The organism is Natronosalvus rutilus (assembly GCF_024204665.1).
In the GTDB taxonomy this organism is placed as follows: Archaea; Halobacteriota; Halobacteria; order Halobacteriales; family Natrialbaceae; genus Natronosalvus; species Natronosalvus rutilus.
Genome location: NZ_CP100355.1, coordinates 2,702,138 through 2,726,967 on the forward strand (window position 1 = coordinate 2,702,138; position 24,830 = coordinate 2,726,967).

The following is a 24,830-nucleotide window of genomic DNA, read 5'->3' on the forward strand; positions in this document are numbered from 1 at the left end:
CAGTGTATACAACCATGGAAATCGAAATTGCAACCATCGGCGGTTACGAAGAAGTTGGACGGCAGATGACTGCCGTTCGCGCAGGAAACGACGTCGTCATCTTCGACATGGGTCTGAACCTCTCGCAGGTTCTCATCCACGACAACGTCGAGACCGAACGCATGCACAGCCTCGACCTGATCGACATGGGCGCCATCCCCGACGATCGGATCATGAGCGACCTCGAGGGCGACGTCCAGGCGATCGTCCCCACCCACGGTCACCTCGACCACATCGGCGCGATCTCGAAGCTCGCCCACCGCTACGACGCCCCCGTCGTCGCGACGCCGTTCACGATCGAACTGGTCAAACAGCAGATCGAGAGCGAGCAGAAGTTTGGCGTCGAGAACGACCTGGTCAAGATGGACCCCGGCGAGTCGATGACCATCGGGGACCACGGCTGTGAACTCGAGTTCGTCAACGTCACCCACTCGATCATCGACGCGATCAACCCCGTGCTCCACACGCCTGAGGGCGCCATCGTCTACGGCCTGGACAAGCGCATGGACCACACGCCGGTCATCGGCGACCCCATCGACATGAAACGCTTCCGCGAGATCGGGCGCGAGGGCGAAGGCGTCCTCTGTTACATCGAGGACTGCACCAACGCGAACAAGAAGGGCCGAACCCCCTCCGAGAACGTCGCTCGCGAACACCTGCGTGACGTCCTCTACAGCATCGAGGACTACGACGGCGGCATCGTCGCCACCACGTTCTCCTCACACATCGCTCGCGTGAAGAGTCTCGTCGAGTTCGCCGACGACATCGGCCGCCAGCCCGTTCTACTCGGGCGCTCGATGGAGAAGTACTCTGGCACTGCGGAACGACTCGACTTCATCGACTTCCCGTCGGACCTCGGGATGTTCGGCCACCGCAAGTCCGTGGACCGGACGTTCAAGCGAATCATGAACGAGGGCAAGGAGAACTTCCTGCCAGTCGTGACGGGCCACCAGGGCGAACCCCGCGCGATGCTCACGCGCATGGCTCGGGGCGAGACCCCCTACGAACTGGACGACGGCGACAAAGTCGTCTTCTCCGCCCGCGTCATCCCCGAGCCGACCAACGAGGGTCAGCGCTACCAGGCCGAAAAACTGCTCGGCATGCAGGGCGCACGCATCTACGACGACATCCACGTTTCCGGCCACCTCAATCAGGAGGGTCACTACGCGATGCTCGACGCGCTCCAGCCCCAGCACATCGTCCCGGCTCACCAGGATCTCAAGGGACTTTCCGGCTACGTCAAGCTCTGTGAAGGCGAGGGGTACCATATGGGCCGTGACGTCCACGTCTCGCGCAACGGCAACCTGATCCAGCTTGTCGACTGATATGACATCACCCGAGGCACGCGAGAAAGCGGTGCTCGAGGCCGTCGGCGAGCGACGCGAACTCGTCAACGAGGCCATCCCCGAAGAGCTACCGATCACGCGGCCAGAACGTCTCTACGAGGCGTCCCGATACCTGCTCGACGCTGGCGGCAAGCGGCTTCGGCCGACGGTCCTGCTGGCCACCGGGGAAGCACTCGCCGACGTCGAGCCACTGTCGACGCCCTACCGGGAGTTCCCGACGGTCGAGGGACCGTCCAAGACCGTCGACCTCATGGCCGCCGCGGTCAGCGTCGAGGTCATCCAGTCGTTCACGCTCATCCACGACGACATCATGGACGACGACGACCTCCGACGCGGCGTCCCCGCCGTCCACAAGGCCTACGACCTCGAGACGGCGATTCTCGCGGGCGATACGCTGTACTCGAAGGCCTTCGAGATCATGCTCGAGACGGGTGCCGAATCCGACCGAACGGTGCAGGCGCTGCACGTCCTCGCGAACACCTGCACGCAGATCTGTGAGGGACAGTCACTCGACGTGAGCTTCGAATCGCGCGAGGACGTCACGCCCGAGGAGTACCTCGAGATGGTCGAGCAGAAGACCGCCATCCTCTACGCAGCCTCGGCGGCGCTCCCGGCAATCTTGCTGGGGGCCGACCAGGACACCGTCGACGCACTCTACGGCTACGGACTCGACGTCGGGCGTGCCTTCCAGATCCAGGACGACGTGCTCGACCTGACCGTCCCCAGCGAAAAGCTCGGCAAGCAACGCGGGAGCGACCTCGTCGAGAACAAACAGACGCTCATCACGGTCCACGCCCGCGAGCAGGGCGTCGACGTCGAGTCGCTGGTCGACACCACCGACGTCGACGCCGTTACCGAGGCCGAGATCGACGACGCCGTCGCCACGCTCGAGGACTCCGGGTCGATCTCCTACGCGAACGACAAGGCGCGCGACCTCGTCGACCGCGGGAAGAACCGCCTCGAGGTGCTCCCCGACAACGAAGCTCGTGAATTGCTCCTCCAGGTTGCCGATTACCTGATCGAGCGCGGCTACTGAAACGGTCGGTTTGGTCGTCCCTCAGTGATTTTTCGCTGCTCGAGTTGACCGACGACTCACCACTCGAGTTGACCGACGACTCACCACTCGAGTTGGCCGACGACTCACCACTCGAAATGGAACGGAGGTTTTTGGGCGTAGTATCGCTACGAAGGGTATGGACAACTCGCACGGTTCGTTCTCTCGTCGCCGTCTGCTGGGCGGTCTCAGGACGGCGGGGCTGGCCAGCCTCGCCGGCTGTCTCGGCTCGTTTCTCAGCAGCTCCAGTCGGAACTCTCGACCGACCGAACCATCCGACCCGCCACAGGGCACGCCCGAAGAATTCTACTACGTCCTCGAGAACGGCATCCGGGACTACGACATTACCGTCGAAGCGCTCTACGAGAACGACGGCGACCTCATCCTCGAGTATCAGTCGACTGTCGGCGACGACCTCGAGAGTGAATCGAACTCGTCGGACGGCGAATCTGCTACCGAGTCGGACAGCGACTCCGCCGACGAGTCTACCAACGAGTCAGACGACCCGCCAGCGACCAGGGTCGACCACGACCTCTACCAGGCCACCCTCGACGAGATGGGTGTCGTCGTCCAGGCGTACAACCAGACCGTCGTCGCGAACGGCGACAGCGACTACGGCATGCTCGTTGGCGACATCGTCAACCCGCTCGAGGGGCAGGCCCACGGCTGGGGCGTCAAAAACGAGTGGCTCGAGGCCCACAACGAGGGCCAGATGCAGCAGATGGCGCTGTGGATGAACATCCAGCAGATGATCGTGTACGAGGAGGACGTCGCCGAGGCGTCGAACGTCTCCGACGAGTAGCCGGTTCACACCGCGGCTGTTTTGAACGCGCGGGCGAAACTGTTCGCCAACATGGACGAGGAGTTACGAGGCCGCGTCGAGCGCGAGGCCGAGAAGCACGCACTGCTGAACGCGGTCAAACACGGGAGCGAGGCCAACGTCGGCGCCGTCATGGGGCCGCTGATGGGCGACAACCCCGATTTCCGAGCACACGCTGACGAGGTCCCCGGCGTCGTCGGTGGCGTCGTCTCTCGGGTCAACGGCTTCGACCCCGACGAGCGCCGCGCCAGACTCGAGGAACTGGCACCCAAGGAACTGGCCGAACTCGAGGCCGAAGACGAGGAAGACGACACGATCCTGCCCGACCTCCCGAACGCCGACGAGTACGAGGAGATCCGGATGCGCTGTGCGCCGAATCCCAACGGCCCCTGGCACATCGGCCACGCGCGGATGCCCGCCGTCATCGGGACCTACAAGGAGCGCTACGACGGGTGGTTCTGCGTTCGCTTCGACGACACCGACCCCGAGACGAAGCGACCGAACCTCGAGGCCTACGACTGGATCCTCGAGGATATCGATTACCTTGGGTTCGATCCTGACGCAGTCTACCGCGCGAGCGACCGGGTAGAGAGCTACTACGACCACGCTCGAGAGCTCATCGAGATGGGCGGGGCCTACACCTGCTCGTGTCCAGGCGACGAGTTTAGCGACCTGAAAAACGCCGGCGAGCCGTGTCCTCACCGCGACAAGGACTCGGAGACGGCCCTCGAGGAGTTCGAGGACATGGTCGCAGGCAAGTACGGAAGCGGCGAGATGGTCCTCCGGGTCAAGACGGACATCGAACACAAGAACCCCGCCCTCCGGGACTGGGTTGCCTTCCGGATAGTCGACACGCCCCACCCGCGCGAGCGGGCCGCCGACTACCGGTGCTGGCCGATGCTCGACTTCCAGTCCGGCGTCGACGACCACCGCATCGGCATCACCCACATCATCCGCGGAATCGACCTCCAGGACTCCGCGAAACGCCAGCGGTTCCTCTACGACTACTTCGACTGGGAGTACCCCGAGGTCGTCCACTGGGGCCACGTGCAGGTCGACGCCTATGACGTGAAGATGAGCACGTCGCGCATCGGCGAGTTGATCGAGGCCGGTCACCTCGACGGCTGGGACGACCCGCGAGCACCGACCATCCAGAGCCTCCGGCGCCGCGGGATTCGCGGCGAAGCGATCACCGATGCCATGATCCAGCTCGGCACCTCCACGAGCGACGTCGACCTCGCGATGAGTTCCATCTACGCCGAGAACCGAAACCTGATCGACGAGGAGACCGACCGGCGGTTCTTCGTTCGCGAGGGCGCCGAAGTCGGGCTGGCCGGGAGTCCGCCCGACGAGGCGACGCCGCCGTTGCACCCGAACCACGAGGACCGCGGCGTTCGACACATCCCCGTCGGCGACGCCGTCGTCCTCGAGCAGGACGACGTCCCCCAGCGAAAGGAGCGCATCTGGCTGAAGGGGCTCGGTTGTTTCCAGTACACCCGGGACGTCCTGCAGTACACGGGCGACTCCATCGATGTCGTTCGCGAGGGTGACGTCGACGTGATCCACTGGGCACCGGCGACCGAGAGCGTCCCGCTCACGTTGCGAACGATGGACGGCGACGTCGAGGGTCGCGCCGAACCCGAGGTCGGGGACCTCGACCCCGACGACGTCGTCCAGTTCGAGCGTGTCGGGTTCGCCCGGATCGACGAGGTCGAGGAAGTCGGCGACGAGGTCATCGCCTACTACGCGCACCCGTAATCGTCGTCGATCGTCGACATTCTCGAGTCCGAACAACGGTCGCGATTACTCCTCCAGCAGATCCGGCCCGCTGTCCGGAAACGGGTCGGCGACAATGCCGTCCTGACGACCCAGGACGCGGGCGTGGGCCGCGCACACGACACGATTTTCGGCCCACGGGATGTGTAACTCCACGGCGGCGTTCCGGTCGCAGCCCTCCTCGCTACAGCGCATTGTGCCGACTCTGGGCGATCCAGTGACACAATAGTTTCGGTGGTCAGCAATGCTGAACGCAGTCGGGGCGATCAGAAGACGAACACGGCGAGGAGAAACCCGACAAGGATTGCACTCGTCAGCAGGAACTGGACCGCCGTCGACGCGAGCGTACCAGCGGTGGCGTAACCGGCCGCCCGGAGACTGTTCTCCAGGTCGCGGTTCCCGACGAACTCGAGGGCGAAGACGGTGCCGAAGAGGCCGATCAGGAAGCCGAGCGGCCCGGTCACGATCATCAGTGCGATGCCGACGGCGGCAGCGAGCGCGGTCGTTTGCCAGGACGCCCCGCCGGCACGGGCAGCGATCGACCCGGCGAAGAACTCCGCGAACAGGGTGACCAGGCCGAGCGCGGTCAACGCGACGAACGGGACGACGCCGGGTTCGGTGTACCCGGTGTGCCACCAGTAGAGGAAGAGTCCGGCCAGTGAGAGCCCGCCACCGGGGACGAGCGGGACGACGGTGCCGGCGATGCCGCCGACCAGGAGGAGGAGCGCGAGCACGGTGAGGGCGTCGACCATGGCTTGATAGTCGATCGGTAGGGGGAAAGGCGTACTGCCTGCCGTGTAACGATTTTCCCGATTTCGAGGCTCGAGCGACCGGTCTGACCGACGTGGCCACCGTTTTGTACGATACGGTCGTCTCTCCCGATATGGCACGACTCGTTCGCCACGATGCGACCGGCCCGCGAAAGCTCGAGGAAGACGACATCGATTCCGAGAAAGGGAACGTCGCGATCTGTCAGTGCGGACTCGCGGAGACGTACCCGTTCTGTGACGGCACCCATCGGACGACGCGAGACGAACGAGCTGACGAACTCTACGTGTACGAGACGGACGAGGACGACGTCCGGGCGCGGCGCGTCGTCGAGGATGTCGTTTGCAGTGACGAGTGACGGCGACTGGATATCGTCGAAAGGAGGATTCGACCAGATGTCGTCGAGAAGACAGGTCCGAGACCGATCGCCGGTGAACTCGCCGACACCGGAAACGCCAATCGATCGTTCGTCTCAGTACGCCCAACTATTAGAAGATAGTCGTACCGAACGAAAGGATTTACACACGGACGCAAATATTCAATGGCAATGGGTTCGAGTCCGGGTGCGGATAGCGAACTCCGCACGAGGGTCCAGCAGCAGGAAGTCGTCGCCGAATTCGGCCAGCAGGCACTCGAGACCGACGACATCGATCAGTTGCTGCACGACGCCTCGGTCGCTGTCGCGGACACGCTCGACACCGAGTACTGTAAGGTGCTCGAACTGCTCCCCGGTGGTGACGAGGTCCTTCTCCGGCAGGGGGTCGGCTGGCAAGACGGACTCGTCGGAACCGCAACGGCGCCGACCGATCTGGACTCGCAGGCGGGCTATACGCTCCGCTCCGAGGAGCCTGTCGTCGTCGACGACCTGCGGACCGAAGACCGCTTCTCCGGGCCCGACCTCCTGGTCAACCACGACGTCGTCAGCGGAGTCAGCGTCATCATCGGCTCGCTCGAGGACCCGTGGGGCGTACTGGGTACGCACACGACGGAACGCCGAGCGTTCACCGAGTACGACGTGAACTTCGTCCAGAGCATCGCAAACGTGCTCGCTTCCGCCATCGAAACCAGGCGGGCGAAGCGATCCCTCGAGGCGCAAAAGGAGGTCAAAGAACGAATCGTCGAGACCAGCCCCGTCGGAATCGTCGTATTCGGGGCGAATGGCGACCTCCAGTTCGTGAACGAGTACGCCGAGAGCATCCTCGGCCGTGACCGCGAAAACCTCGAATCGGTCGCGTACGACGACCCGCGCTGGCGGCTGACCGACGCCGATGGAAACCCTCTCTCCGGAGAAGAAACGCCGTTTATGCGGGTAATCGAAACCGGTAAGCCGGCCTTCGACATGGAGGTCGGCCTGCGCCGTCCCGACGGCGAGCGTATCTGGGTGACGGTGAACGGCGCCCCGCTGGACGTCGATGGCAAGGGGGCCGGCGCCGTCCTCGCGCTTACCGACGTCACCGACCAGAAGCGCCTCGAGAGCGAGTTCGAGGAGATGCTCGGGCGAGTTACCGACGCGTTCTACGCCGTCGACGACGAGTTTCGATTCATGCACGTCAACGAACGCGCCGCGGAACTACTTCAGCGACCGAGAGCAGAGTTACTCGGTGAGAAACTCTGGGAACTGTACCCCGAAGCGGCGGAGGTGGACGAGGTCTGGGACGCGTTTCACACGGCGCTGAACGACCAGGTGTCGACCAGCTACGACCTGTACTTCGACCCGCTCGACTTCTGGGTGGAGGCGAACCTCTACCCCTCCGAGACAGGCGTCTCCGTCTACTTCCGCGACATCACCGAGAGCAAACAGCACGAACTGGAACTCGAGCGTTATCGGGCGCTTACGGAGGCGGCCAACGACGTCATCGTGACGATCGACGCCGAGAGCACGATCCGCTCGGTAAATCCCGCCGTCGAGGACGTCTTCGGCTACGAACCCAACGAATTGATCGGCGAGTCGCTAACGAAACTCATGCGCGACGACCTCGCGGTTCGACATCAGGCGGGACTGCAGCGGTATCTCGAGACCAACGAGCGGACCCTCGACTGGGACTACGTCGAACTCAAGGGTCAGTGTGCCGACGGTTCGGCGGTGTCGCTGTCGATCACGTTCAGCGAAATCGTCTACGAGAACGACCGCTACTTCACCGGCGTTATCCGGAACATTTCCGATCGGAAAAAACGAGAATGGCAACTCGAGCGAGCGAACGAGCGGTTAACACGGTCGAACAGACGCCTCGAACAGTTCGCCTACGCGGCCAGCCACGACCTCCAGGAGCCCCTGCGAATGGTCTCGAGTTACCTCCAGTTGATCGAACAACGCTACGGAGACGACCTGGATGCCGATGGGACGGACTACCTCGAGTTCGCCATCGACGGGGCCAACCGAATGCGGGCGATGATCGAGGGACTGCTCGAATACTCCCGCATCGAGACGGGAGGGAAGCCGCTCGAACCGACCGATCTCGACGCCGTCTTCGAGGACGTGCTCGACGACCTCGCGGGGCAGATCGAACGGAGCAACGCCACCATCACGTCCGATTCGCTTCCCCGGGTCCAGGGGGACCGTACGCAACTACGCCAACTGTTCCAGAACCTCCTGGACAACGCGATGACCTACAGCGGCGACGAACCGCCACAGATACACGTCTCGGCCGAACAAGACGAGACGGAATGGGTCGTGTCCGTGTGCGACGAGGGGATCGGACTGGACCCTGCGCGGGCCGATCGAGTCTTCGAGGTCTTCCAGCGGCTCCACAGCCGCGAGGAGTACTCGGGATCCGGTATCGGCCTGGCGCTCTGTAAGCGCATCATCGAGCGTCACGGCGGCGACATTTGGGTCGATGCTGAACTCGGAGAGGGGGCGACGTTTTCGGTTACGCTCCCGGCCCCTGAGACGTGAGCGCCTTCTGCCGTACACTGCGAGACGTCGGTACGGGCCCGGCGGACCCACGATTCGAGCCAGTGACTTCTCGAGTCAACACGACTATACCGTCCACGCCGAATGCACGCCCATGTCCACGACTCGAGGCGCGATCATCGTCGGCGCCTCCTCCGGCATCGGGGAAGCGCTCGCCCGCGAACTCGCCGAAGAGGGGTACGAACTCGGCCTCGCGGCGAGGCGAACCGAGCGGCTGACGTCGATCGGCGAGTCTCTACCGACGAACACCTACGTCGCGACGATGGACGTCACCGACGTCGAGGACGCCAGGGACGGTTTCGAGGACCTGGTCGAGGCCATGCCGCCGGTCGACCTGGTCGTCCTCAGTGCCGGCGTCGGTGGCCCCAACCACGGCCTTGAGTGGGAGCACGAACGGGAGACCATCGACGTCAACGTCCGCGGCTTTACCGCGCTGGCAACGGCGGCGATGGAGTACTTCGAGAATCGCCAGGCGTTCGAGAGCGAGCGCGACGGCCACCTCGTCGGCATTTCGTCGGTCGCATCTCGGTTCGGGAACCCCAGCTCCCCCGCCTACAACGCCTCGAAAGCGTTCGTCTCGACGTACCTCGAGGGGCTCCGGTATCGGCAATCGAAACGAGCGGCCGACGTGACGATTACGACTGTCGAACCCGGATTCGTCGACACCGAGCTCATGCTCGCGGACGACCCGTTCTGGGTCAGTTCGCCGGAGACCGCGGCTACACAGATCGCTCGAGCGATCCGGCGGGAGCGCTCGCACGTCTACGTCACCCGGCGCTGGCGGCTGGTCGCGTGGCTGTTCGAGGCGTTGCCCGAGCCGGTGGTTCGGCGAATAATGACCTGAGTCTGCGTCGAAGCGCGAGGCTGCTCACTCAGGAACAGAATCGGTTGCAACTCACTCGAGCCCGAGCACCGCGGGCCGCTCGAGTTCGAGGTCGTACTCACCGACCGCCTCGACCTCGACGGTCGGCCAGTCGTCGGCATCGCTGCCAGCGTCCGTCAACGTCTTGAAGCCGTCGTCCGAGACCAGAACGGTATCCTCGCTCTTGGCGCCCTGGACGGTCGGATTCCAGGCGTAGGCCATCGGCGCGGTCACGGGCGCTTCGTGGTCCGGGGTCGCGATCCACTCGCGTCCGGCGAAGCCGGCGGCACCGCCCTGGTGGTGGTGCTCCCACTCGCCGGCGTGGCCGAGGGCGTCGTAGGCCGTCTGAATCTCGGCGAAGACGTCGCCGGCGGTGCCGCCCGCCGCGGCAGCGTCCCGGGTCGCGGCCAGCGCGGTCGTCTCGACCCGGGCGGCGTGACGGTGGCGCTCTTCGAGCCACTCCGGCGGGTCGAAGGCGACGGCGCGGGTGCAACTGGCGTGCAGGCCGTGGCGCTGGGTGGTCACCGAGACGAGCGCGTAGTCGCCGAACTCGACGGGTTTGGGGGTGTAGTGGCGGTATTGCTGCGCGCGTTCGGAACCACCGACGAGGACGACGGGCGCCTCGATGTTTCGGGCGGCGAGTGAAACCGTGAGCGCCGCGGTGACCTCGTCTTCGGTGTCATCGGGCTGGAGCTCACGGCAGACGGCCTCGACGGCCGCCGCCGTCTCTCGGCCGAGGTCGCGGTAGCGCTCGCGGTCGGTCGCCGTCAGCGGCTGGCGAACCGTCGTGGGATCGAGGCGCTCGAGGCCGGGGACGTCGACGTCCGCGGCTGCTTGGCCCTCCACGCGTTCGGCAATCGCCTCGACGAGCGAGCGTTCGTACCAGGGGAACGATTCCCGGGTTACCGATACACCTGCGGCCTCGAGGTCGGGCAGTTCTTCCTCGTAGAGACGGTCGATCTCGATGGTATCAGCCAGCAGTGTCACCTCGTCGCCGTCGTAGCCGAGGGCCCCGACGCCGAGGTCGCCCTCGCGGTCGACGACCGAACTACCGCCGCTCAGCCACGCGAACGAGTTCGGGCGGGCGAACCAGACTGACTCCAGGTCGGTCGCCTCGAGAGTGGCGTCCAGTCGCTCGAGTTTTTCCATGCCGGTGGGTCGGGTGGCGGGTTCTTGAATCCGACGAAGGGCGCGTCTCGGTGTCGCTGACGCGCCGCATCGATGGTGTTCGGCCCGGTTCCCACGCGGTGGGACGAACGCGGACGATTCAAATACGGGCGCACCCAATCACCGCTTAGAGACCGTGTCGTACGATACTCACACGTCCGATTCCTCGCGTTTACCGATCGACCTCGGTCGACGGGGGTTCTCCGCCCTGCTCACCGTGACGGTCGCGCTCGTGGCGGGAACGATCGTTCTCGGCGTCGCCACGCGAACGACCGGTTCGGGGCTGGCCTGCGACGCCAACTGGCCGGTCTGTGACGGCGGCTTTCTGAACCTGCTCCCGCAGGGACGGCCGAGCTTCTGGGAGTGGTTCCATCGCCTCGTTGCGATGTTCGCCGGGTTCGCCATCGTCGCCTCCGCACTCGTCGGGTACTTCGACGAGGCCGTCGATCGACGGATCACGGGCCTCGTGGTGGCCGGAGCGCTGCTCACGCCGATCCAGGTGCTGCTCGGCCGAGAGACCGTCCTCACCTACGAGTACGAGATCCTCAACCTTCACTTCTGGACGGCCATCGTGATCTTCGTCTGCTTCGTCCTCGCACTCGTTATCGCCCTGCGCCATCGCCTTTCGGGTCGACACCTCGTCGCCGCACTCGTCGTCGCGGCCCTCACGGTCCCGGCCCAGGTGATCCTGAGCCCGCTGTTCATTTCACAGAACACGCCCACGACCCTGACGATCCAGATGGTGTTGCTCCTGACGCTCGTCGGCGCCGTCGTCTTGGCGACGGTCGTCGGCCGCGCTGTTCTCGAGAGACGGTTCCCTCGCGTGGCGATCGGTGCGGGCGTCGGACTGACCGCAGTAACGCTGTTCCTCAGCCGCGAATCCGTGATGACTGTCTCGTCGGCACTCGACCTGCTATACGTGCTCGCCGCGGGCGCCCTGATCGTGGCGCTCCTCGCCGGAGCCTGGGCGAGTCGAGCGGAGCTTCGGGGTGGACAGTCTGGAGCGTCGCGTTCGAGTTGATTCGCGCCGTCGCGCCGTTTCCGTCGAGGGTTCGAGCGTTCGAACGTTCGTGTCGTTACCGTCGAGCATCCAAACGTTCGAGCGTCCGAGTCTGACCCGTCCGGATTTCCGCCTCGAGAACCCTTTTCCACCGCGCTCGCTAGCCTCGAGACATGGACCTCTCCATCGTCGACCTCTCGCCCGTTCGCGAGGGAGAGACGGCAACCGACGCCTACGAGAACACGATCTCACTCGCGAAGTTGGCCGAACGAGTGGGCTACGAGCGGTTCTGGGTCGCCGAGCACCACGGGATGGCCGATTCTATCGCAGGGACGACCCCCGAGGTTTTGATCGGCCACCTCGTCGCCCGAACCGAGGAGATCAGGCTCGGGTCCGGAACGGTCCTGCTCAACCACTACAGCCCGTTCAAGGTCGCCGAGGCGTTCGGCGTCCTCGATTCGCTCGCTCCCGACCGGATCGACCTCGGCCTCGGCCGCGCGACCGGAATCCCAGCCGCCGACAGCGCGCTCCAGACCTCGCGGGTGAGCGAGAATCCCGACCGCGATCACGCCGAGAAGATCGAGGCCGTCGCGAACCACCTCTACGACGGGTTCGGGGACGACCACGCCTACGCCGACCTCACCCTGGCGCGATCCGGCGCCGGTCCGCCCGACCTCTGGGTACTTGGCTCGAGTCCCTCGAGTGCGAAGATCGCGGGCGAACTCGGCCTCCGCTACTGCTTCGCGGCGTTCATCAGGCCGACGTTCGCCGAACGCGCGTTCGAGGTCTACCGGGACGCGTTCGAGCCCTCCTCGATCGGCGCTGGACCCGACGACCCCCACGGAATGTTGGCGATCAACGCCGCCTGTGCCGAGACTGATAGGGAAGCGGCCCGATTGCGAGCGACTGCGGAAGCCTCTTACAAACGGATGCAACGCGGCGTCGTCGGCTCGATGCCGTCGGTCGAGACGGCGATTTCGGAACTCGGCGATGTGCCCGAGCCGACGCCGGCCGAACTCCAGGACGGACAGTGGCCGCGGGCGATTTCGGGCGATCCGGACACGCTGGCAGGGCTCCTCGAGCAACTGACCGACCGCGTCGGCGTCTCCGAGGTGATGGTCCAGAACCTCGTCGCCGATCACGAAGACGTATTGCGATCTCACGAACTCCTGTCCGAGGGCGTCGGCCTCGAGTGAGACGATCACCTCGTCGCACACTTGCGGTGGGACGATTCAATGCGTGATTTTTATCCCTTCGATAGCTGATCGGCGATCAGAACCCGATGCAACGTTCGATTTCTCGGTCAAGTTTTATCCCGCGTTCCGTAAAACGAGCAGTACTCGTGAGTACTGGTTGATCAACACATGCGTTTTCTCGAAGTTTTACCGCTGGTGTTCGTGATGGTCGCGGGTCCACAGATCCTCAGTGCTATTTTCCTCGCGACGAGCGAGAACTGGCGACAGAATTCCGCGGCCTTCGTCGCCGGTGCAGCCCTTTCCATCTCGCTCGTCGTCATGCTCGCGTATACGTTCGGGACCGGCGCTCGCAGCCAGGGCGCGTCGAACACGACGCTTACAGCCGTCGTCCTCGCCGTACTCCTGTTCGCGATGGTCAATACGTACCGAACGCGAGAGGAGGCCGAACCGCCGCGGTGGATGGGAAAGCTCGAGCGGGCGATGCCGCGGTTCTCGTTCAGACTCGGATTTCTCCTCATGGGCTTCTTTCCGACGAATATCCTCACGTCGATCGCCGTCGGTTCCTACCTCGCAGCACGCGAGGCGCCGTGGACGGATGCCGTCCCGTTTATCCTGGCCACGCTCCTGGTCCTAGCGCTCCCGTCGCTGATCCTGGTCGGGTTCGGAGAGCGGGCTGAATCACTCCTGCCCAGGGCCCGCGACTGGATGAATGCGAACTCGTGGGTCGTCAACGAAGCCGTGATCGTCTTCTTCATTGTCATGGCAGTGAACAATTTACTGGGTTGAACGTTCGGGTTTCGACTGTCGATAAGATCGTTCGATCGTCATCGGTCACAGACACGAGTATTCACATTCAGTCAGATATTCTGTCTGAGACGTTTGACTCTTCGTAATTGCTGAGGTGCCCTTTATTCCCGCTGCCAGCCTATGTATAGAGTGACCATGAAATTGAATTGGACAGCAATCGCAACCGGTTTCGTCGTAACGTTCCTCGTCGCCGTCATCAGCGGACTGCTCGTCGCGGGTTCTGAGCTTACCACATTGGCAATGTCGTGGACGGTCATCGGCATCGTCGGCGGACTCGCCGCCGGGTACGTTGCCGGCGGAACGATGACCAGTGGCGTCGTCCACGGCGGTATCGCGACCGTCGTGGGATCGCTCGTCACGCTGGTGATCGCAGTCTTCACCACCTTGCTCTTCGCGGGCCTGGTCCCGGCGTTCGGCGTGTCCGTGGGCGGCCTGCTCCTGATCGCCTTCTACGCCGTCCCCGGCGCTATCGGCGGCGCGGCCGGGTCGTGGGCTCACACTCGCCGGGAGGCCCGGCGGATGGCCGGCGTCCGCGCGTGAGTACGTCACTCGAGACGCCGAGTGACTAGCGCACCAAGCCGATTTTTTCGACCGTACGCTGTCTCAACTGAGCCAGAAACTCTCGTTTCTACTGACGTTGACAGTCATCGCGCCTCGAAGGGCCGAATACTGGTATCGAACCGACTGCAACCGGAAGGTACGCTCGTTCCGTATCGTCACCCGTCGAGGGCGCGCGGTGACGGGCTACAATCCACCCGTGACGACGCCGATCGACAGCACGCTCGCGGCGACGCCGAGCGCGAAAAGACCATAGTTCGCGATCGGGTTCTTCGCGGTCGTAACCCGGAGCGAGAAGTGATACGATGAGAGTGGCCAGAAGGGAGTGATTCCCATCGGCGTCAACGCGTCGGCCAGCAAGTGCGAGCCGAGCGACAGTGCGGTAACGCCGTAGACGAACCCCACGACGGTCGGGTCGGGCGATCCCATCGTCACCTCGAGGGTCGCGTAGGCCGCGCCGGCGACCACGGCCGGGACCAGGAGGACGAATCCGATCGTGTGGGTGATCCCGCGGTGGGCGACGAACGGCAGACTGTGGTCGCAGTCCGGAAGCGTCGAGAAGGAGAGACAGATGACGGCGCCCAGGAGGGCGACGAACTCCTCGCCGGCGAGGCCGAGCCAGATAGCGACGGGCGCGTAGAGGAGGAGGGCAACGCCGTAGTGACCGAGTTGGTACATGGACCTCTACTCGATGGCACGAACAGCCGTGGCATAATCCTTCTGAACGATCCGTTTCGATGGCGATACGCGTCCCGGAGCGACCCGCGTCCCGAAATGCAGGATACCGGTGGACTCGAGGTGCCGTCTGACCGTTCGAACCCGGAACGTTTTCCTCGAGGCGCCCGTCCTCGAGACCATGACCGACGTCGATCCGATGACGCGATTTCCGGTGCCAGACGTGGACGAGCTCCCTGAAGACCTGCAAGAGCGCATCGAGGAGGAGACCGAACGCGCCGGCTTCACGCCGAACGTATTCCTCGCCTACGCCTACCGCCCGTCGCATTTCCGGGCGTTCTTTCAGTACTACGACGCCCTCGTTGAGGACACCGAACTCACCCGACTCGAGGTCGAGATGATCATCGTCGCCGTGAGTGGAGCCAACGACTGCTACTACTGCAACACGGCTCACGGGGCGCTCGTTCGCCTCTACGGGGACGATCCACTGCTCGCGGATCAACTCATTTCGAACTACCGGAACGCCGACGTCAGCGACCGCCACCGGGCGATGCTCGACCTAGCGGTCGCGCTCACGACCGACCAGGCGACCGTCGAGGATACGGACCTCGAGGCACTCGAGGAGCACGGATTCAGCCGTGAGGCAATCTGGGACATCGGCTCGGTGGCGGCGTTTTTCAACCTCTCGAACCGGATGGCCCAGCTCGCGGACATGCGACCGAACGAGGAGTTTCACACGCTGGGTCGTGAATAGTTGCCGCGCGGTGATCGATGTTTGTGCACGCCTCTGTCGAAACCCTTCGATCCTGGCAGGGGTCGCGTGCTGAACGCACAGCGCGAATGCGGCACGAGAGTTTGCTCGATCACCGTAGTGGTGGGCGGTTAATACAGAGAAGTCACAGATCAATGCCAATTGGCCGCAGCCTTTTCACTGTTCGGTCAAAATCATCTATGATGGCTTCAGACAGTGCGCAGGAGGATAGGCTGGTAACCATATTACTGGTTGAACCAAACCCCGGGGATACCCGTCTCTTTACGGAATCGTTCAAAGATGCGAAACTCAAGAATAGTCTCTACACCGTCGCTGATGCTGACGCAGCCCTCGATTTCGTCAATCAGCGGAGAGAGTATGCAGACGAACCGCGTCCTGATCTCATCCTGCTCGAACCCAAGTTACCTGGAAGAAGTGGTACGGGCGTACTAGCTGAACTGAAGAATGAACCCTCACTCCGTAAGATCCCGGTTGTTGTCCTCACGAGTTCGGAGGTTGGAGCGGACATTTTCAAATCGAAGGGGCTCGATGTGGATCACTTTGTCCAAAAGCCAGTTGAACCAGAGGATTATATCGGATTTGTCCAGGAAATCGAGGGATTTTGGATGGCGCTCATTCAAGAGGAACCCGAAGAAGCCTGAGCACCTACTGGTGATTCGATATCTGAGTTCTTCACGTGTGGTATAAAAGGACGATACTATGCCACGGTCAGTACGCACGTGTGGTGTGCGGCTACCCGCACCGTGGATACAGCACAGCAGTACAAACCTATCACCCAGAGGGGGGTGAACAGAGCTTTTGCACCTACTCCGTGACGGGATCGAGATCCCGCCCCGACTCGAGTTCGTCGAACAGCGCGGTGACCCGTCGTCGGACGTCCTCGCGAATCTCATGCACTCGCTCGGGTGATTTCCCGTGAGGATCCTCGAGGTCCCAGTCGCGAACGTCGACCTCGGCGTTGAGGTCGAGCGTCGAACAACCCATCGTCGCCACAACGTCGCAGGACTCGAGTTCGTCGGTGCTGATCGACGTCGGCGTCCGGCCAGCGAGGTCGAAGCCTTCCTCGGCCATGGCTTCCTGTACTTCGTCGTGGACCTCGTCGGCCGGACGGGTTCCGCCGGAGAGAATCTCGACCTCGTTCTCGAGGCCGCGGACCGCACGCTCCCGTTCGGCGTAGGCGGTCGCCATCTGACTACGGCCGGCGTTCTGGACGCATACCAGTGCGATTCGCGTCATGGTCGACGTGGTCGCTCGAGGAACCTAACGGTTCGTACGAGCCGAACGGTGTGATACGGTAGCATAGGGAGTCGAGAGCGGCGACGTTTCGACGGGAACAGTCGGGTGTTCATGGGGGAATAATACGAGGGCGGCTCGACCCGTGAACGTCGACTCAGCGCGAGAAGAAGCCGCGAAGTCGAGCGAGCAGTCCGCTCGAGTCCGCCTGGTCGTCGGCTTCGTCGCTCGAGGGAGCAGCGTCGTCGACCCCGTCGGAAGGGGGCGATACCGTCGGCCCGGACGCCGCGGACTCGGACGCCTGGTTCGTCTCGAGGTCGTCGAGGGAGAGGTCGATTTCGTCGATGTCCGGGGTTCGCTCGCGGCCCTCGCCGGCCTCAGCGGCCCGGACGTCGGCGCCCGTTACGGCTCCGCGTTCGATGCGACTCGAGAGGGCGTCCTGGGTCGGGGTGCTCGCAGTCGGTACGTCGTTCTGCGGCTGCTCGGGTTCCATTTCTCCATCGGCCCCTTCGGCGGTCTGGGTCTGTTCGGCGTCTCCGTCGGCGTTCTCCGTCCTCGCTTCTTCGACGTTTTCTTCCCCCGCTTCTTCAGCGTTCCCCGTCTCCGCCTCTTCAACGTTCTCTCTCCCCGCTTTTTCGTCCTCCTCGAGGCTCGCCTCGTCCTCGAGTTCTCCTCTCGAGTCAGCGGACGGCCCGGACTGAGTGCGAGTGTCGCCAGTCGCTCGAGGGCTCGAGTTGCCGGCGTTCGTCTCGTTCAGCGAGTTGAGAATGTCGTCGACGCTCGTGTTCGAGACGACCCGTTTCGGCCCGCCGCCGGGTCCCTCACGTTCCCTTTCACCCCCCTTTTCCCTCGGGCCGTCGTCTTCGCTTTCGGCCCCCTGGTCCCCCGAGTCGTCGCCCGCGCCGTCGTGCTCGCTCATTGCTCACGCCTGGCGCTCGAGTCGGCATAAATTTTCCCCGTTCGAGGGGGACGAAACTCGCCCTTCGCTCGCCTGTTGGGTCTGCGGTCACGGCTACGTGGGGACGAGTCGCGGTCGAGACATCACCACGTTGATGACTGCCCCCAGCAGGATCAGGATCCCGGCGAAGTAGAGCCAGGTGACGAACAACAGGATGGCGCCGATCGCCCCGTAGGCCTCGTACTGCCCGGCGTTCGCGGCGTAGAGCTGAAAGCCGGCCTGGAGGATCACCCAGCCGATCGCTGCGAAGAACGCGCCCGGAATCACCTCGCGAAGGTCGACGGGAATCGGCGGCAACACGTAGTAAAGTGGCAGGAATACCAGGAGGAGCCCCAGGAGCAAGCCGAGCCAGCTGAGGACCCCGACGTAGGGAACCCGCCCGGCGAGGAGGCCGATCACCGCCCCGATGAGGATCATGAGCAAGAGCGCGAGGACGATGGTCAAGATGACCGTGATCCCGTCGCGAATCTGCTCGAGCAGGGAGTTTTCGGCGACGGTGTCGTAGACGCGGTCGAACGCGAGGCTCAGCCCGCGAAAGACCTTCAGTGCACCCCATATCGAGACGGCGAGGGCGACGACGGTCGCCTCGGTTCGTCCCGATTCGGCGGTGAGCGCCTCGAGCACGAGGTCCTCGCCGGCGTCGGGAAGGAAGTCGCCAGCCAGCATGATCAGGTCCTCCGCGACCTGCTGGCCGCCAACGAGGGTACCAACGACGAGCGCCAGCACGATCATCGGAAAGAGCGAGACGAACGCGTAGTAGGCGAATCCGGCGGCGAGGAACGTTATCTCTCGCTCTTTTGCGGTGCCGACGACCCCTCGTACGATAGTACGAACGTCGCGGTCCGACTGGTGGCTCATGCCGTCGGCTTCCACGAGGAGAACTTAAGGGTATGCGAAGTATCGGCGACGAAGGTGTTACCAGTCGAAGGTTTTGCGCACCGTACAGAAGTTATGGGTCGCGAACACCCGCCCGTCGTCGGCGATGTAGACGCCGACGCCGCCCCGGTCCCAGCCGTCGATTTCGTCGCTCTCCTCGAGAATCGTCGCCCGGTGTTCCTCTGAGTGCATCCACTGCTCGACGAGCCCTTCGGCGAGTTCGTCCGCAGTCTGGTACTCGACGTGTTCGCCGTCGTGGGAGCGTTCGACCGTCGTGCCGACGCTCGTGAGTGCGATGTTCTCCCCATACGCTCGGCAGTAGTCGGCGACGTCGCCGAACCGGTCGTACGGCGACTCGCCGTCGGCGTTGACGTGGGCGAATCGGTCGTCCGCGTGCATGTCCTGGCTGTGGGCGCGGGACACCGAGGCAACCGTCCCGTCCCACGCGAGCGGCTCGAGGTCATCTTCGGCGCGTCGCTCGTTGACGAGTTCGTGAACCCGGTCCTCGACGGCGCTCGAGTTGACTCGTTCGGTGTCGGTTTCGTAGCTCGAGTGGCCCTGATCGCCCGGGTCGGTGACGGGCGGATTTCGGTCGCCCGGTTCCGGTGGCTCGACGGAGGGGCCGAGTTCGTCCTGGACGAACGCGATGGCCTGCGGGGCGAGCAGTACCCCCGCGAGGACGACCGCGCCGATCAGGACGACGGTCATCACGAGCGACGTGAGGTTGAGACTGGCTCTGTTCGTCTGGCGCTCGCTGGACGACCTCGTCCGCTCGAGGCGGCGACCGCGTCTGCTCATGGGTGTACCTCCACGAAGGACAGTAACTAACTACCGATTGTGAGTGTCGTCGGCCGAGACAGATTGTGTCGAGGGGGTCGTTCGCGACGACGTACGGGCTACCTCTTGGCTGGCGATGGATCACCCTCTTCCAGGGAAGTGGACGCACTCGAGCCAAAAATCGTCTCGTGGAAGGCGATGACCAGACCGGGGACGACGGCCATGAACAGGTGTTCCTCGATCGGAATACCGCCGACTTCGTAACCCGTTCGCAGTTGAATGTCGAATACGCCGACCTCGAGCGTGTACCAGTCCCAGAAGTACGCGATGGGGTACAGCGCGAGGATAGTCACAGCCGCTCGTCTGAGCGCGCCGGCCCGTCGCAGCAATACGAACGCGACGGCACCCCAGAAAATCTCCGTTGCGAGGTAGGTATACCGGCCGAAGACGGAAATGTCTCGAGCCATGTCACGACCAGGATGGCGGTACATAAAAACACCCGGTAGTCACGGGTTACATGGCCGGGCGGTACGTTAAATAGTCCAGCGAGAGAAGGGGCAAGTGGAACGATGAATATCGCCGATATCGCCACCACGGAGTACATCGAGGTCGACGTCGGGACGCGAATGGGGAAAGTCCGTTCGACCTTCGAGGACGGCAACCCCAAGGGGCTGATCGTAACCGACGACGGAGAGTACGCTGGCGTGATCAGCGAACGCGAGGTACTCCAGTCACACGTCGAAGACGACGCCAAGGTGGCGGCGTTGATCAAGCCGAGTCGCAACGACCCGGCGCCGAAAGTCGACCGGCACGAGGACGTCCGGGAGGTCGCCCGCATGCTCGTTGAGGGCAACACCAAGGTCGCGCCGGTGTTCGAAGGCGACAACCTCTGGGGCGTCATCACCGAGGACGACCTACTCACCGCCGTCCTCGAGAACCTCGACGCGATCACCGTCGGCGACATCTACACCACCGAGCCGATCACGCTCGCGGAGGACGACGGCGTCGGCAAGGCGATCAACCACCTGCGCGAACACGGTATCTCCCGACTCCCCGTGGTCAACGAGAACGGCTACCTGACCGGCGTCGTGACGACCCACGACATCGCCGACTTCGTCATCCGGGAGAACGAGCGCATGACGACTGGCGACCGCGTCGGCGACAACCAGCGGATGCTCGACGTCCCGATCTACGACATCATGAACAGCCCCGTAGTCACCACGACGGCCGACAAGACCGCTCGAGAGGCCGTCGAAACCATGCTCGAGGACGACTACGCCGGCCTCGTCGTCACGCCGACGGACGACGACCGCCTCATCGATGGCGTGGTCACCAAGACCGACGTGCTTCGGGCGCTGACGTTCACCGAGGAAGAGCACATGGACGTCCAGATCACGAACATCTCGCTCATGGACACCATCTCCCGGGAGTCCATCGTCCAGAGCATCGAGCAAGTCTCTGACAAGTACGCGGACATGCAGGTCCACCACGCCCACGTTCGCTTCCACGAGCACAAGGAGAAACTCCGTGGCACGCCGCTTATCCAGTGTCAGATCCGCCTCCGGACGAACAAATCCCAGGTTGCCGGCTCCGGCGAAGGCTACGGTGCGGAGAATGCGTTCAGGGTCGCTCTGGACAAACTCGAGCGAAACGTCCTGGAGCTCAAGGGCGTCCGGAGCGACGAAGAGTACCGCGGGCAGTTACTCCGAAAGTTGAACGAATTGTAGGGCCAGGGCTCGACTCGAGCGAAAACCGCACAAATCAAAAAATTTGTCACGTTACGGCTCGCCGCGCGCGGCGACTGAGAACGGAAGACGCTACGGTCGAGCGTCGTCGGCGCCCTCGAGTCCCGACCCCGTGATCCGGAACGTCGCTGATTCGCCCGCCGGTTTCGAACGGTGTTTCGTGAGCGTCGCCCGCCGGTTGCCCCCGCGGAATCGCTCGAGACGGAGCACCACGCCCGTCCAGTGCTCCAGGGTGTTCCCCCCGAGCGGACGCGTCCGGTCGCTATCGGGGTCGGCAAATACCTGGTTCGTGACGACCACCGCGAGGTCGTGTTTGCGCGCGAGCGAGAGCAGGTGGGTGATCTGGCTGGCCACCTGCCGAAGGGCGTCGCCCGCGTCACCGTCTTCGGCGCGCTCGATTCGGTAGAAGCCGGTCGCGCTGTCCAGGACGATCAGGTCGGCCTGGGTCGCGAAGTCCGCCGCGTCGCGCACGGCCTCGGCCTGTTCGTCGAAGTCGTAGGCGTCCTCGATGATGATCCGGGAAGCGACCGACTCGACGTCGTCGGTACGAGCGGAGAGGAGCTGTTCGAATCGGTCGACCGAGACGCCCTCGGTGTCGATGAAGACGGCCGTACCACCGTCGACGGCCGTCTCGACGGCGGCCGACAGCGCGAGGTTCGTCTTCCCCGACGCTGGCGGGCCGTACACCTGGGTGACGGCGCCGCGTTCGAACCCGCCCTCGAGCAACGCGTCGACCGGGGGACAACCGGTCGATATCGCCTCGTCGTTCACGCGCTCAGTTGGGAGGTAGCGGGCAAAAACCCCCCGGAACCGATCGCTCGTCCGGAGACGGAGCAATTTATTCGGTGGCGGTCGAAGCACGGCTATGATCGTCGTCGCCACCGCGGACTTCGAAGTGTATCACGAGGTCGTCGCCGACCTTCGCGAGCGAGGCGCGACGTTCACGACGATCGAGCCCGACGATCCGCTTCCGTCGAAAACCGCCGTCGTCCTCACCGGCGCGGAACACGCCGAGTCGTTCGGGGACACCGACGCGCCGACCATCGTCGTGGACCCCGACGACAGCCGACAGGCGGTCGATCAGGCGCTCGCGACCATCCGTGGCGAGCACGGCCGAACCGTCGTCGGCGTCGATCCCGGACGTCAACCCGGCATCGCCGTGCTCGCAGGGGAGACCGTCGTCGCCGCGTTCCAGGTGCCGCTGGGTGACGCCGTCGACGTCGTTCTCGAGGAGGTCCGCGGGGACGACGCCGTCGACCCGGTCGTCCGCATCGGCGACGGATCGCGCCTCGAAGGCGCCAAACTGATCAACGAACTCGAGGACGTCCGCGTCGAGATGGTCGACGAAACGGGGACGACGCCGTACCTCGGAACCGGTGCCAGAGGGATGGGTGACGTCCTCGCGGCGGTGAACATCGCCCGTCTCGAGGGAGAGGCGATCGACACGCGCGAGATCGAACCGACGCCGGGGGAGCTACAGGTGATCAAGGACCGCTCGCGCGAGCGAAGCGAGACGAACCGGGCGATCGACGAGACCCTGGCCAGGCGGGTCGCGAGCGGGGAGTTGACGGTCGAAGAGGCGCTCGCGGTGCATCGAAACGATGTCGACGGCAGCGACGGGGGAGACGGGAGAGACGGGGGAAACGGGGGAAACGGGGGAGACGGCGGCGACGCAAACTGATTTCGAGGTCGTGACTCGAAGTCGTAGCTCGAGGTCGCGTATAGAGCCATCACACCCAATGATATAAAATACATAGTGAATTACTCCAATCAATACATCGATTGCTATAGTAGTTATAGTTTCGGCATCAGGGCGAATTATCTGCCCAGAACGCCCGCTCCGCTCGAGCCACGATCGACTGAATCGGTTCGCCGGTTTCGGCAGCGACGGCCGCGGCGTCGTCGTATTCCGCGCTCACGTCGTAGACATCGCCGGCCTCGTCGCTGGCCACCTTGACCGTCACCTCGTAGGCGTCGCCGCCGACTTCGAGCGTCACCGTCTCGAACGCCCGCCGAGCGACCCAGCGGTGGGTGACGCCGGCGTCGCGGATCCCGAGGGTTCCCGTCTCCTCGGCGAGTTGCCGGGCGACGCGTTCCCTGTCGGCGGGTCTGCAGATCACCTTGACCAGGTGGCCCGGCCGGGACTTCTTCATCGTAACCGGGACGACGGAGACGTCGCGCGCGCCCGCGTCTGAGAGCGTCTCCTGGAGACCGCCGAGCACTTCGGGGGTCGCGTCGTCGAGGTTCGTTTCGAGGACGGCGATGTCCTCGCGCTGGAGGCTTCCGCGAGTCGTCCCGACCAGCGCGCGGAGGACATTCGGGTGTGGATCGAGGTCGTAGCCACCGGCGCCGTAGCCTGCGTCTTCGATGGTCATCGTCGGCAGGGTCTCGACCCCCTCGGCGACGTGGGCCAGGATAGCAGCCCCCGTCGGCGTCAGGAGTTCCGCTTCGACCGGGCCACCGGAGAGCTCCCAGCCGGCCCGCTCCGTGATCTCGAGGACGGCCGGGGCGGGGACCAGGTACTCGCCGTGGCTCATCGTGACGGTGCCGCCGCCGGCCGAGATGGGCGTCGTGACGACGCGATCGACCTCGAGGTCGTGTATCAGTAGGACGGCACCGACGACGTCCGCGATGGCGTCGTCGGCGCCCACCTCGTGGAAGTGGATCGACTCGAGGTCGGTTCCGTGGACGCTCGCTTCGGCCTCTCCGAGCCGTTCGAAGATGGCGAGGGCGTCGGCTTCGACCGCATCCTCGAGATCCATGTTTCGGACAATGTCGCAGACCTCGAGGTAGCTCCGGTGGGGGCCGTGGCCTTCGGCGTGGACGTGACCGTCGTCTCCATGGTTGTGGTCGTGGTCGTCGTCTCCGTGGTCGTGGCTGTGATTGTGGCCGTTACCGTGGCTGTGATTGTGATCGTGACCATGGCCATTATCGGCGGCGTGACTGTGCTCGTCTTCTTTGCCGTGGTGATGGTGACCGCCCGTAACCTCACTTCCCGAACCTTGCTCGTGCACACCGTCGTCCTTATGCTCGTCCCCGCGCTCTCTATCGTCGTGACGGGCCGCCCCGAGGTGGGCGTCCTGGCTGCTGGAGGTGGGGATCACGACGTCGACTGCCGTCGCGTGAATCCCACACTTCGAGGTGTGCCCGATACGATACTCGACGTCGAGCGCGTCCTCGATGGGCTCGAGGGCCGCCCGGTCGGCCCCGGCGGCGAGCAGGGCGGCGAGCAGCATGTCGCCGCTGGCGCCCATCCGGCCGTCGAAAGCGAGCAGTCTCCTGGTCATAGCTAGGACGGCGGGCAGCGTGACCAAAAACCCACGCACTCCCACGCAGGGAAAGGCCGTCGTTCCGTCTCGGAAAACGACCGATGCCGGTACATCTATGTAGCTCCCTGACTCAGTCTCATATGACAGGCGCTAGCACAGGTGCGTTCGCGGTTCGATGCGTCTGCTGTGAGCAAAACACCTATCCGACACCGAGTCGGAGT

Annotated in this window: 26 protein-coding genes; 15 read left to right on the plus strand and 11 right to left on the minus strand. The window is 64.1% G+C overall.

The window, feature by feature from the left end:
• Positions 1 to 14: 14 nt before the first annotated feature.
• The 4 genes from NGM29_RS12890 to NGM29_RS12905 all read left to right on the plus strand — a co-directional run bounded on the left by NGM29_RS12890 (position 15) and on the right by NGM29_RS12905 (position 5,017).
• Complete coding sequence (locus NGM29_RS12890; RefSeq protein WP_254156682.1) at positions 15 to 1,364, plus strand: ribonuclease J; 1,350 nt, start codon at positions 15 to 17, stop codon at positions 1,362 to 1,364.
• A 1-nt stretch (position 1,365) separates the two neighbouring features.
• Complete coding sequence (idsA3, locus tag NGM29_RS12895) at positions 1,366 to 2,421, plus strand: geranylfarnesyl diphosphate synthase (protein ID WP_254156683.1); 1,056 nt, start codon at positions 1,366 to 1,368, stop codon at positions 2,419 to 2,421.
• A 157-nt stretch (positions 2,422 to 2,578) separates the two neighbouring features.
• Complete coding sequence (locus NGM29_RS12900; protein WP_254156684.1) at positions 2,579 to 3,241, plus strand: DUF8159 domain-containing protein; 663 nt, start codon at positions 2,579 to 2,581, stop codon at positions 3,239 to 3,241.
• Positions 3,242 to 3,292: 51 nt separating this feature from the next.
• The gene (locus NGM29_RS12905) at positions 3,293 to 5,017 is read left to right on the plus strand and encodes a glutamate--tRNA ligase (protein ID WP_254156686.1); all 1,725 of its coding nucleotides are present in this window, start codon (positions 3,293 to 3,295) and stop codon (positions 5,015 to 5,017) included.
• A gap of 45 nt (positions 5,018 to 5,062) precedes the next feature.
• Here the strand turns inward: NGM29_RS12905 and NGM29_RS12910 are convergent, their stop codons facing one another.
• Both NGM29_RS12910 and NGM29_RS12915 read right to left on the minus strand, forming a co-directional pair.
• A complete protein-coding gene (locus tag NGM29_RS12910; protein WP_254156687.1) occupies positions 5,063 to 5,230 on the minus strand; it encodes a DUF8014 family protein in 168 nt (55 codons plus the stop codon).
• Positions 5,231 to 5,301: 71 nt separating this feature from the next.
• Complete coding sequence (locus tag NGM29_RS12915; RefSeq protein WP_254156688.1) at positions 5,302 to 5,787, minus strand: DUF456 domain-containing protein; 486 nt, start codon at positions 5,785 to 5,787, stop codon at positions 5,302 to 5,304.
• 131 nt (positions 5,788 to 5,918) lie between these two features.
• On the opposite strand from NGM29_RS12915, the gene NGM29_RS12920 reads away from it, so the two are divergent.
• The 3 genes from NGM29_RS12920 (at position 5,919) to NGM29_RS12930 (ending at position 9,558) form a co-directional block, all read left to right on the plus strand.
• Entirely contained in the window at positions 5,919 to 6,161 is a 243-nt protein-coding gene (locus NGM29_RS12920; protein ID WP_254156689.1) for a CDGSH iron-sulfur domain-containing protein, read from the plus strand.
• Positions 6,162 to 6,350: 189 nt separating this feature from the next.
• A complete protein-coding gene (locus NGM29_RS12925; protein ID WP_254156690.1) occupies positions 6,351 to 8,696 on the plus strand; it encodes a PAS domain S-box protein in 2,346 nt (781 codons plus the stop codon).
• A gap of 112 nt (positions 8,697 to 8,808) precedes the next feature.
• On the plus strand, positions 8,809 to 9,558 hold the full coding sequence (locus NGM29_RS12930) for an SDR family NAD(P)-dependent oxidoreductase (protein WP_254156691.1): 750 nt from the start codon (positions 8,809 to 8,811) through the stop codon (positions 9,556 to 9,558).
• Positions 9,559 to 9,609: 51 nt separating this feature from the next.
• Here NGM29_RS12930 and NGM29_RS12935 read toward each other — a convergent pair whose 3' ends face one another.
• Positions 9,610 to 10,725 carry a M24 family metallopeptidase gene (locus NGM29_RS12935; RefSeq protein WP_254156692.1) on the minus strand — a complete coding sequence of 372 codons (1,116 nt, stop codon included), beginning with the start codon at positions 10,723 to 10,725 and terminating at the stop codon, positions 9,610 to 9,612.
• A gap of 154 nt (positions 10,726 to 10,879) precedes the next feature.
• Here NGM29_RS12935 and NGM29_RS12940 point away from each other — a divergent pair, with 154 nt between their 5' ends.
• The 4 genes from NGM29_RS12940 to NGM29_RS12955 all read left to right on the plus strand — a co-directional run bounded on the left by NGM29_RS12940 (position 10,880) and on the right by NGM29_RS12955 (position 14,286).
• Positions 10,880 to 11,764 (plus strand): COX15/CtaA family protein, encoded by an 885-nt coding sequence (locus NGM29_RS12940; protein WP_254156694.1) that lies wholly within the window; start codon positions 10,880 to 10,882, stop codon positions 11,762 to 11,764.
• A gap of 152 nt (positions 11,765 to 11,916) precedes the next feature.
• A complete protein-coding gene (locus tag NGM29_RS12945) occupies positions 11,917 to 12,939 on the plus strand; it encodes an LLM class flavin-dependent oxidoreductase (protein ID WP_254156696.1) in 1,023 nt (340 codons plus the stop codon).
• Positions 12,940 to 13,107: 168 nt separating this feature from the next.
• Positions 13,108 to 13,725, plus strand: a complete 618-nt coding sequence (locus NGM29_RS12950) for a GAP family protein (protein ID WP_254156697.1) — start codon at positions 13,108 to 13,110, stop codon at positions 13,723 to 13,725.
• Positions 13,726 to 13,881: 156 nt separating this feature from the next.
• Positions 13,882 to 14,286 carry a DUF5518 domain-containing protein gene (locus NGM29_RS12955; protein WP_254156698.1) on the plus strand — a complete coding sequence of 135 codons (405 nt, stop codon included), beginning with the start codon at positions 13,882 to 13,884 and terminating at the stop codon, positions 14,284 to 14,286.
• Positions 14,287 to 14,490: 204 nt separating this feature from the next.
• Here the strand turns inward: NGM29_RS12955 and NGM29_RS12960 are convergent, their stop codons facing one another.
• Complete coding sequence (locus tag NGM29_RS12960; RefSeq protein WP_254156699.1) at positions 14,491 to 14,982, minus strand: metal-dependent hydrolase; 492 nt, start codon at positions 14,980 to 14,982, stop codon at positions 14,491 to 14,493.
• A 178-nt stretch (positions 14,983 to 15,160) separates the two neighbouring features.
• Here NGM29_RS12960 and NGM29_RS12965 point away from each other — a divergent pair, with 178 nt between their 5' ends.
• The gene (locus NGM29_RS12965; protein ID WP_254156700.1) at positions 15,161 to 15,733 is read left to right on the plus strand and encodes a peroxidase-related enzyme; all 573 of its coding nucleotides are present in this window, start codon (positions 15,161 to 15,163) and stop codon (positions 15,731 to 15,733) included.
• A gap of 200 nt (positions 15,734 to 15,933) precedes the next feature.
• Positions 15,934 to 16,392, plus strand: a complete 459-nt coding sequence (locus NGM29_RS12970) for a response regulator (protein WP_254156701.1) — start codon at positions 15,934 to 15,936, stop codon at positions 16,390 to 16,392.
• A gap of 163 nt (positions 16,393 to 16,555) precedes the next feature.
• Here NGM29_RS12970 and NGM29_RS12975 read toward each other — a convergent pair whose 3' ends face one another.
• From NGM29_RS12975 to NGM29_RS12995, 5 genes are all read right to left on the minus strand, one after another.
• The gene (locus tag NGM29_RS12975; RefSeq protein ID WP_254156702.1) at positions 16,556 to 16,987 is read right to left on the minus strand and encodes an arsenate-mycothiol transferase ArsC; all 432 of its coding nucleotides are present in this window, start codon (positions 16,985 to 16,987) and stop codon (positions 16,556 to 16,558) included.
• A 154-nt stretch (positions 16,988 to 17,141) separates the two neighbouring features.
• A complete protein-coding gene (locus NGM29_RS12980; protein WP_254156703.1) occupies positions 17,142 to 17,903 on the minus strand; it encodes a hypothetical protein in 762 nt (253 codons plus the stop codon).
• Between the two features lie 93 nt (positions 17,904 to 17,996).
• On the minus strand, positions 17,997 to 18,800 hold the full coding sequence (locus NGM29_RS12985) for a YihY/virulence factor BrkB family protein (protein ID WP_254156705.1): 804 nt from the start codon (positions 18,798 to 18,800) through the stop codon (positions 17,997 to 17,999).
• 57 nt (positions 18,801 to 18,857) lie between these two features.
• Positions 18,858 to 19,616 carry a CAP domain-containing protein gene (locus tag NGM29_RS12990; protein ID WP_254156707.1) on the minus strand — a complete coding sequence of 253 codons (759 nt, stop codon included), beginning with the start codon at positions 19,614 to 19,616 and terminating at the stop codon, positions 18,858 to 18,860.
• A 98-nt stretch (positions 19,617 to 19,714) separates the two neighbouring features.
• Positions 19,715 to 20,062 (minus strand): lycopene cyclase domain-containing protein, encoded by a 348-nt coding sequence (locus tag NGM29_RS12995; protein WP_254156710.1) that lies wholly within the window; start codon positions 20,060 to 20,062, stop codon positions 19,715 to 19,717.
• Positions 20,063 to 20,164: 102 nt separating this feature from the next.
• Here NGM29_RS12995 and NGM29_RS13000 point away from each other — a divergent pair, with 102 nt between their 5' ends.
• The gene (locus NGM29_RS13000; protein ID WP_254156711.1) at positions 20,165 to 21,322 is read left to right on the plus strand and encodes a CBS domain-containing protein; all 1,158 of its coding nucleotides are present in this window, start codon (positions 20,165 to 20,167) and stop codon (positions 21,320 to 21,322) included.
• A gap of 90 nt (positions 21,323 to 21,412) precedes the next feature.
• On the opposite strand, the gene radB is transcribed toward NGM29_RS13000, so the two are convergent.
• On the minus strand, positions 21,413 to 22,111 hold the full coding sequence (radB, locus tag NGM29_RS13005) for a DNA repair and recombination protein RadB (protein WP_254156713.1): 699 nt from the start codon (positions 22,109 to 22,111) through the stop codon (positions 21,413 to 21,415).
• 94 nt (positions 22,112 to 22,205) lie between these two features.
• Between radB and NGM29_RS13010 the strand changes: the two genes are divergently transcribed.
• Complete coding sequence (locus NGM29_RS13010) at positions 22,206 to 23,021, plus strand: hypothetical protein (RefSeq protein ID WP_254156715.1); 816 nt, start codon at positions 22,206 to 22,208, stop codon at positions 23,019 to 23,021.
• Between the two features lie 127 nt (positions 23,022 to 23,148).
• Here the strand turns inward: NGM29_RS13010 and larC are convergent, their stop codons facing one another.
• Complete coding sequence (gene larC / locus NGM29_RS13015; RefSeq protein ID WP_256548165.1) at positions 23,149 to 24,627, minus strand: nickel pincer cofactor biosynthesis protein LarC; 1,479 nt, start codon at positions 24,625 to 24,627, stop codon at positions 23,149 to 23,151.
• Positions 24,628 to 24,830: the final 203 nt, after the last annotated feature.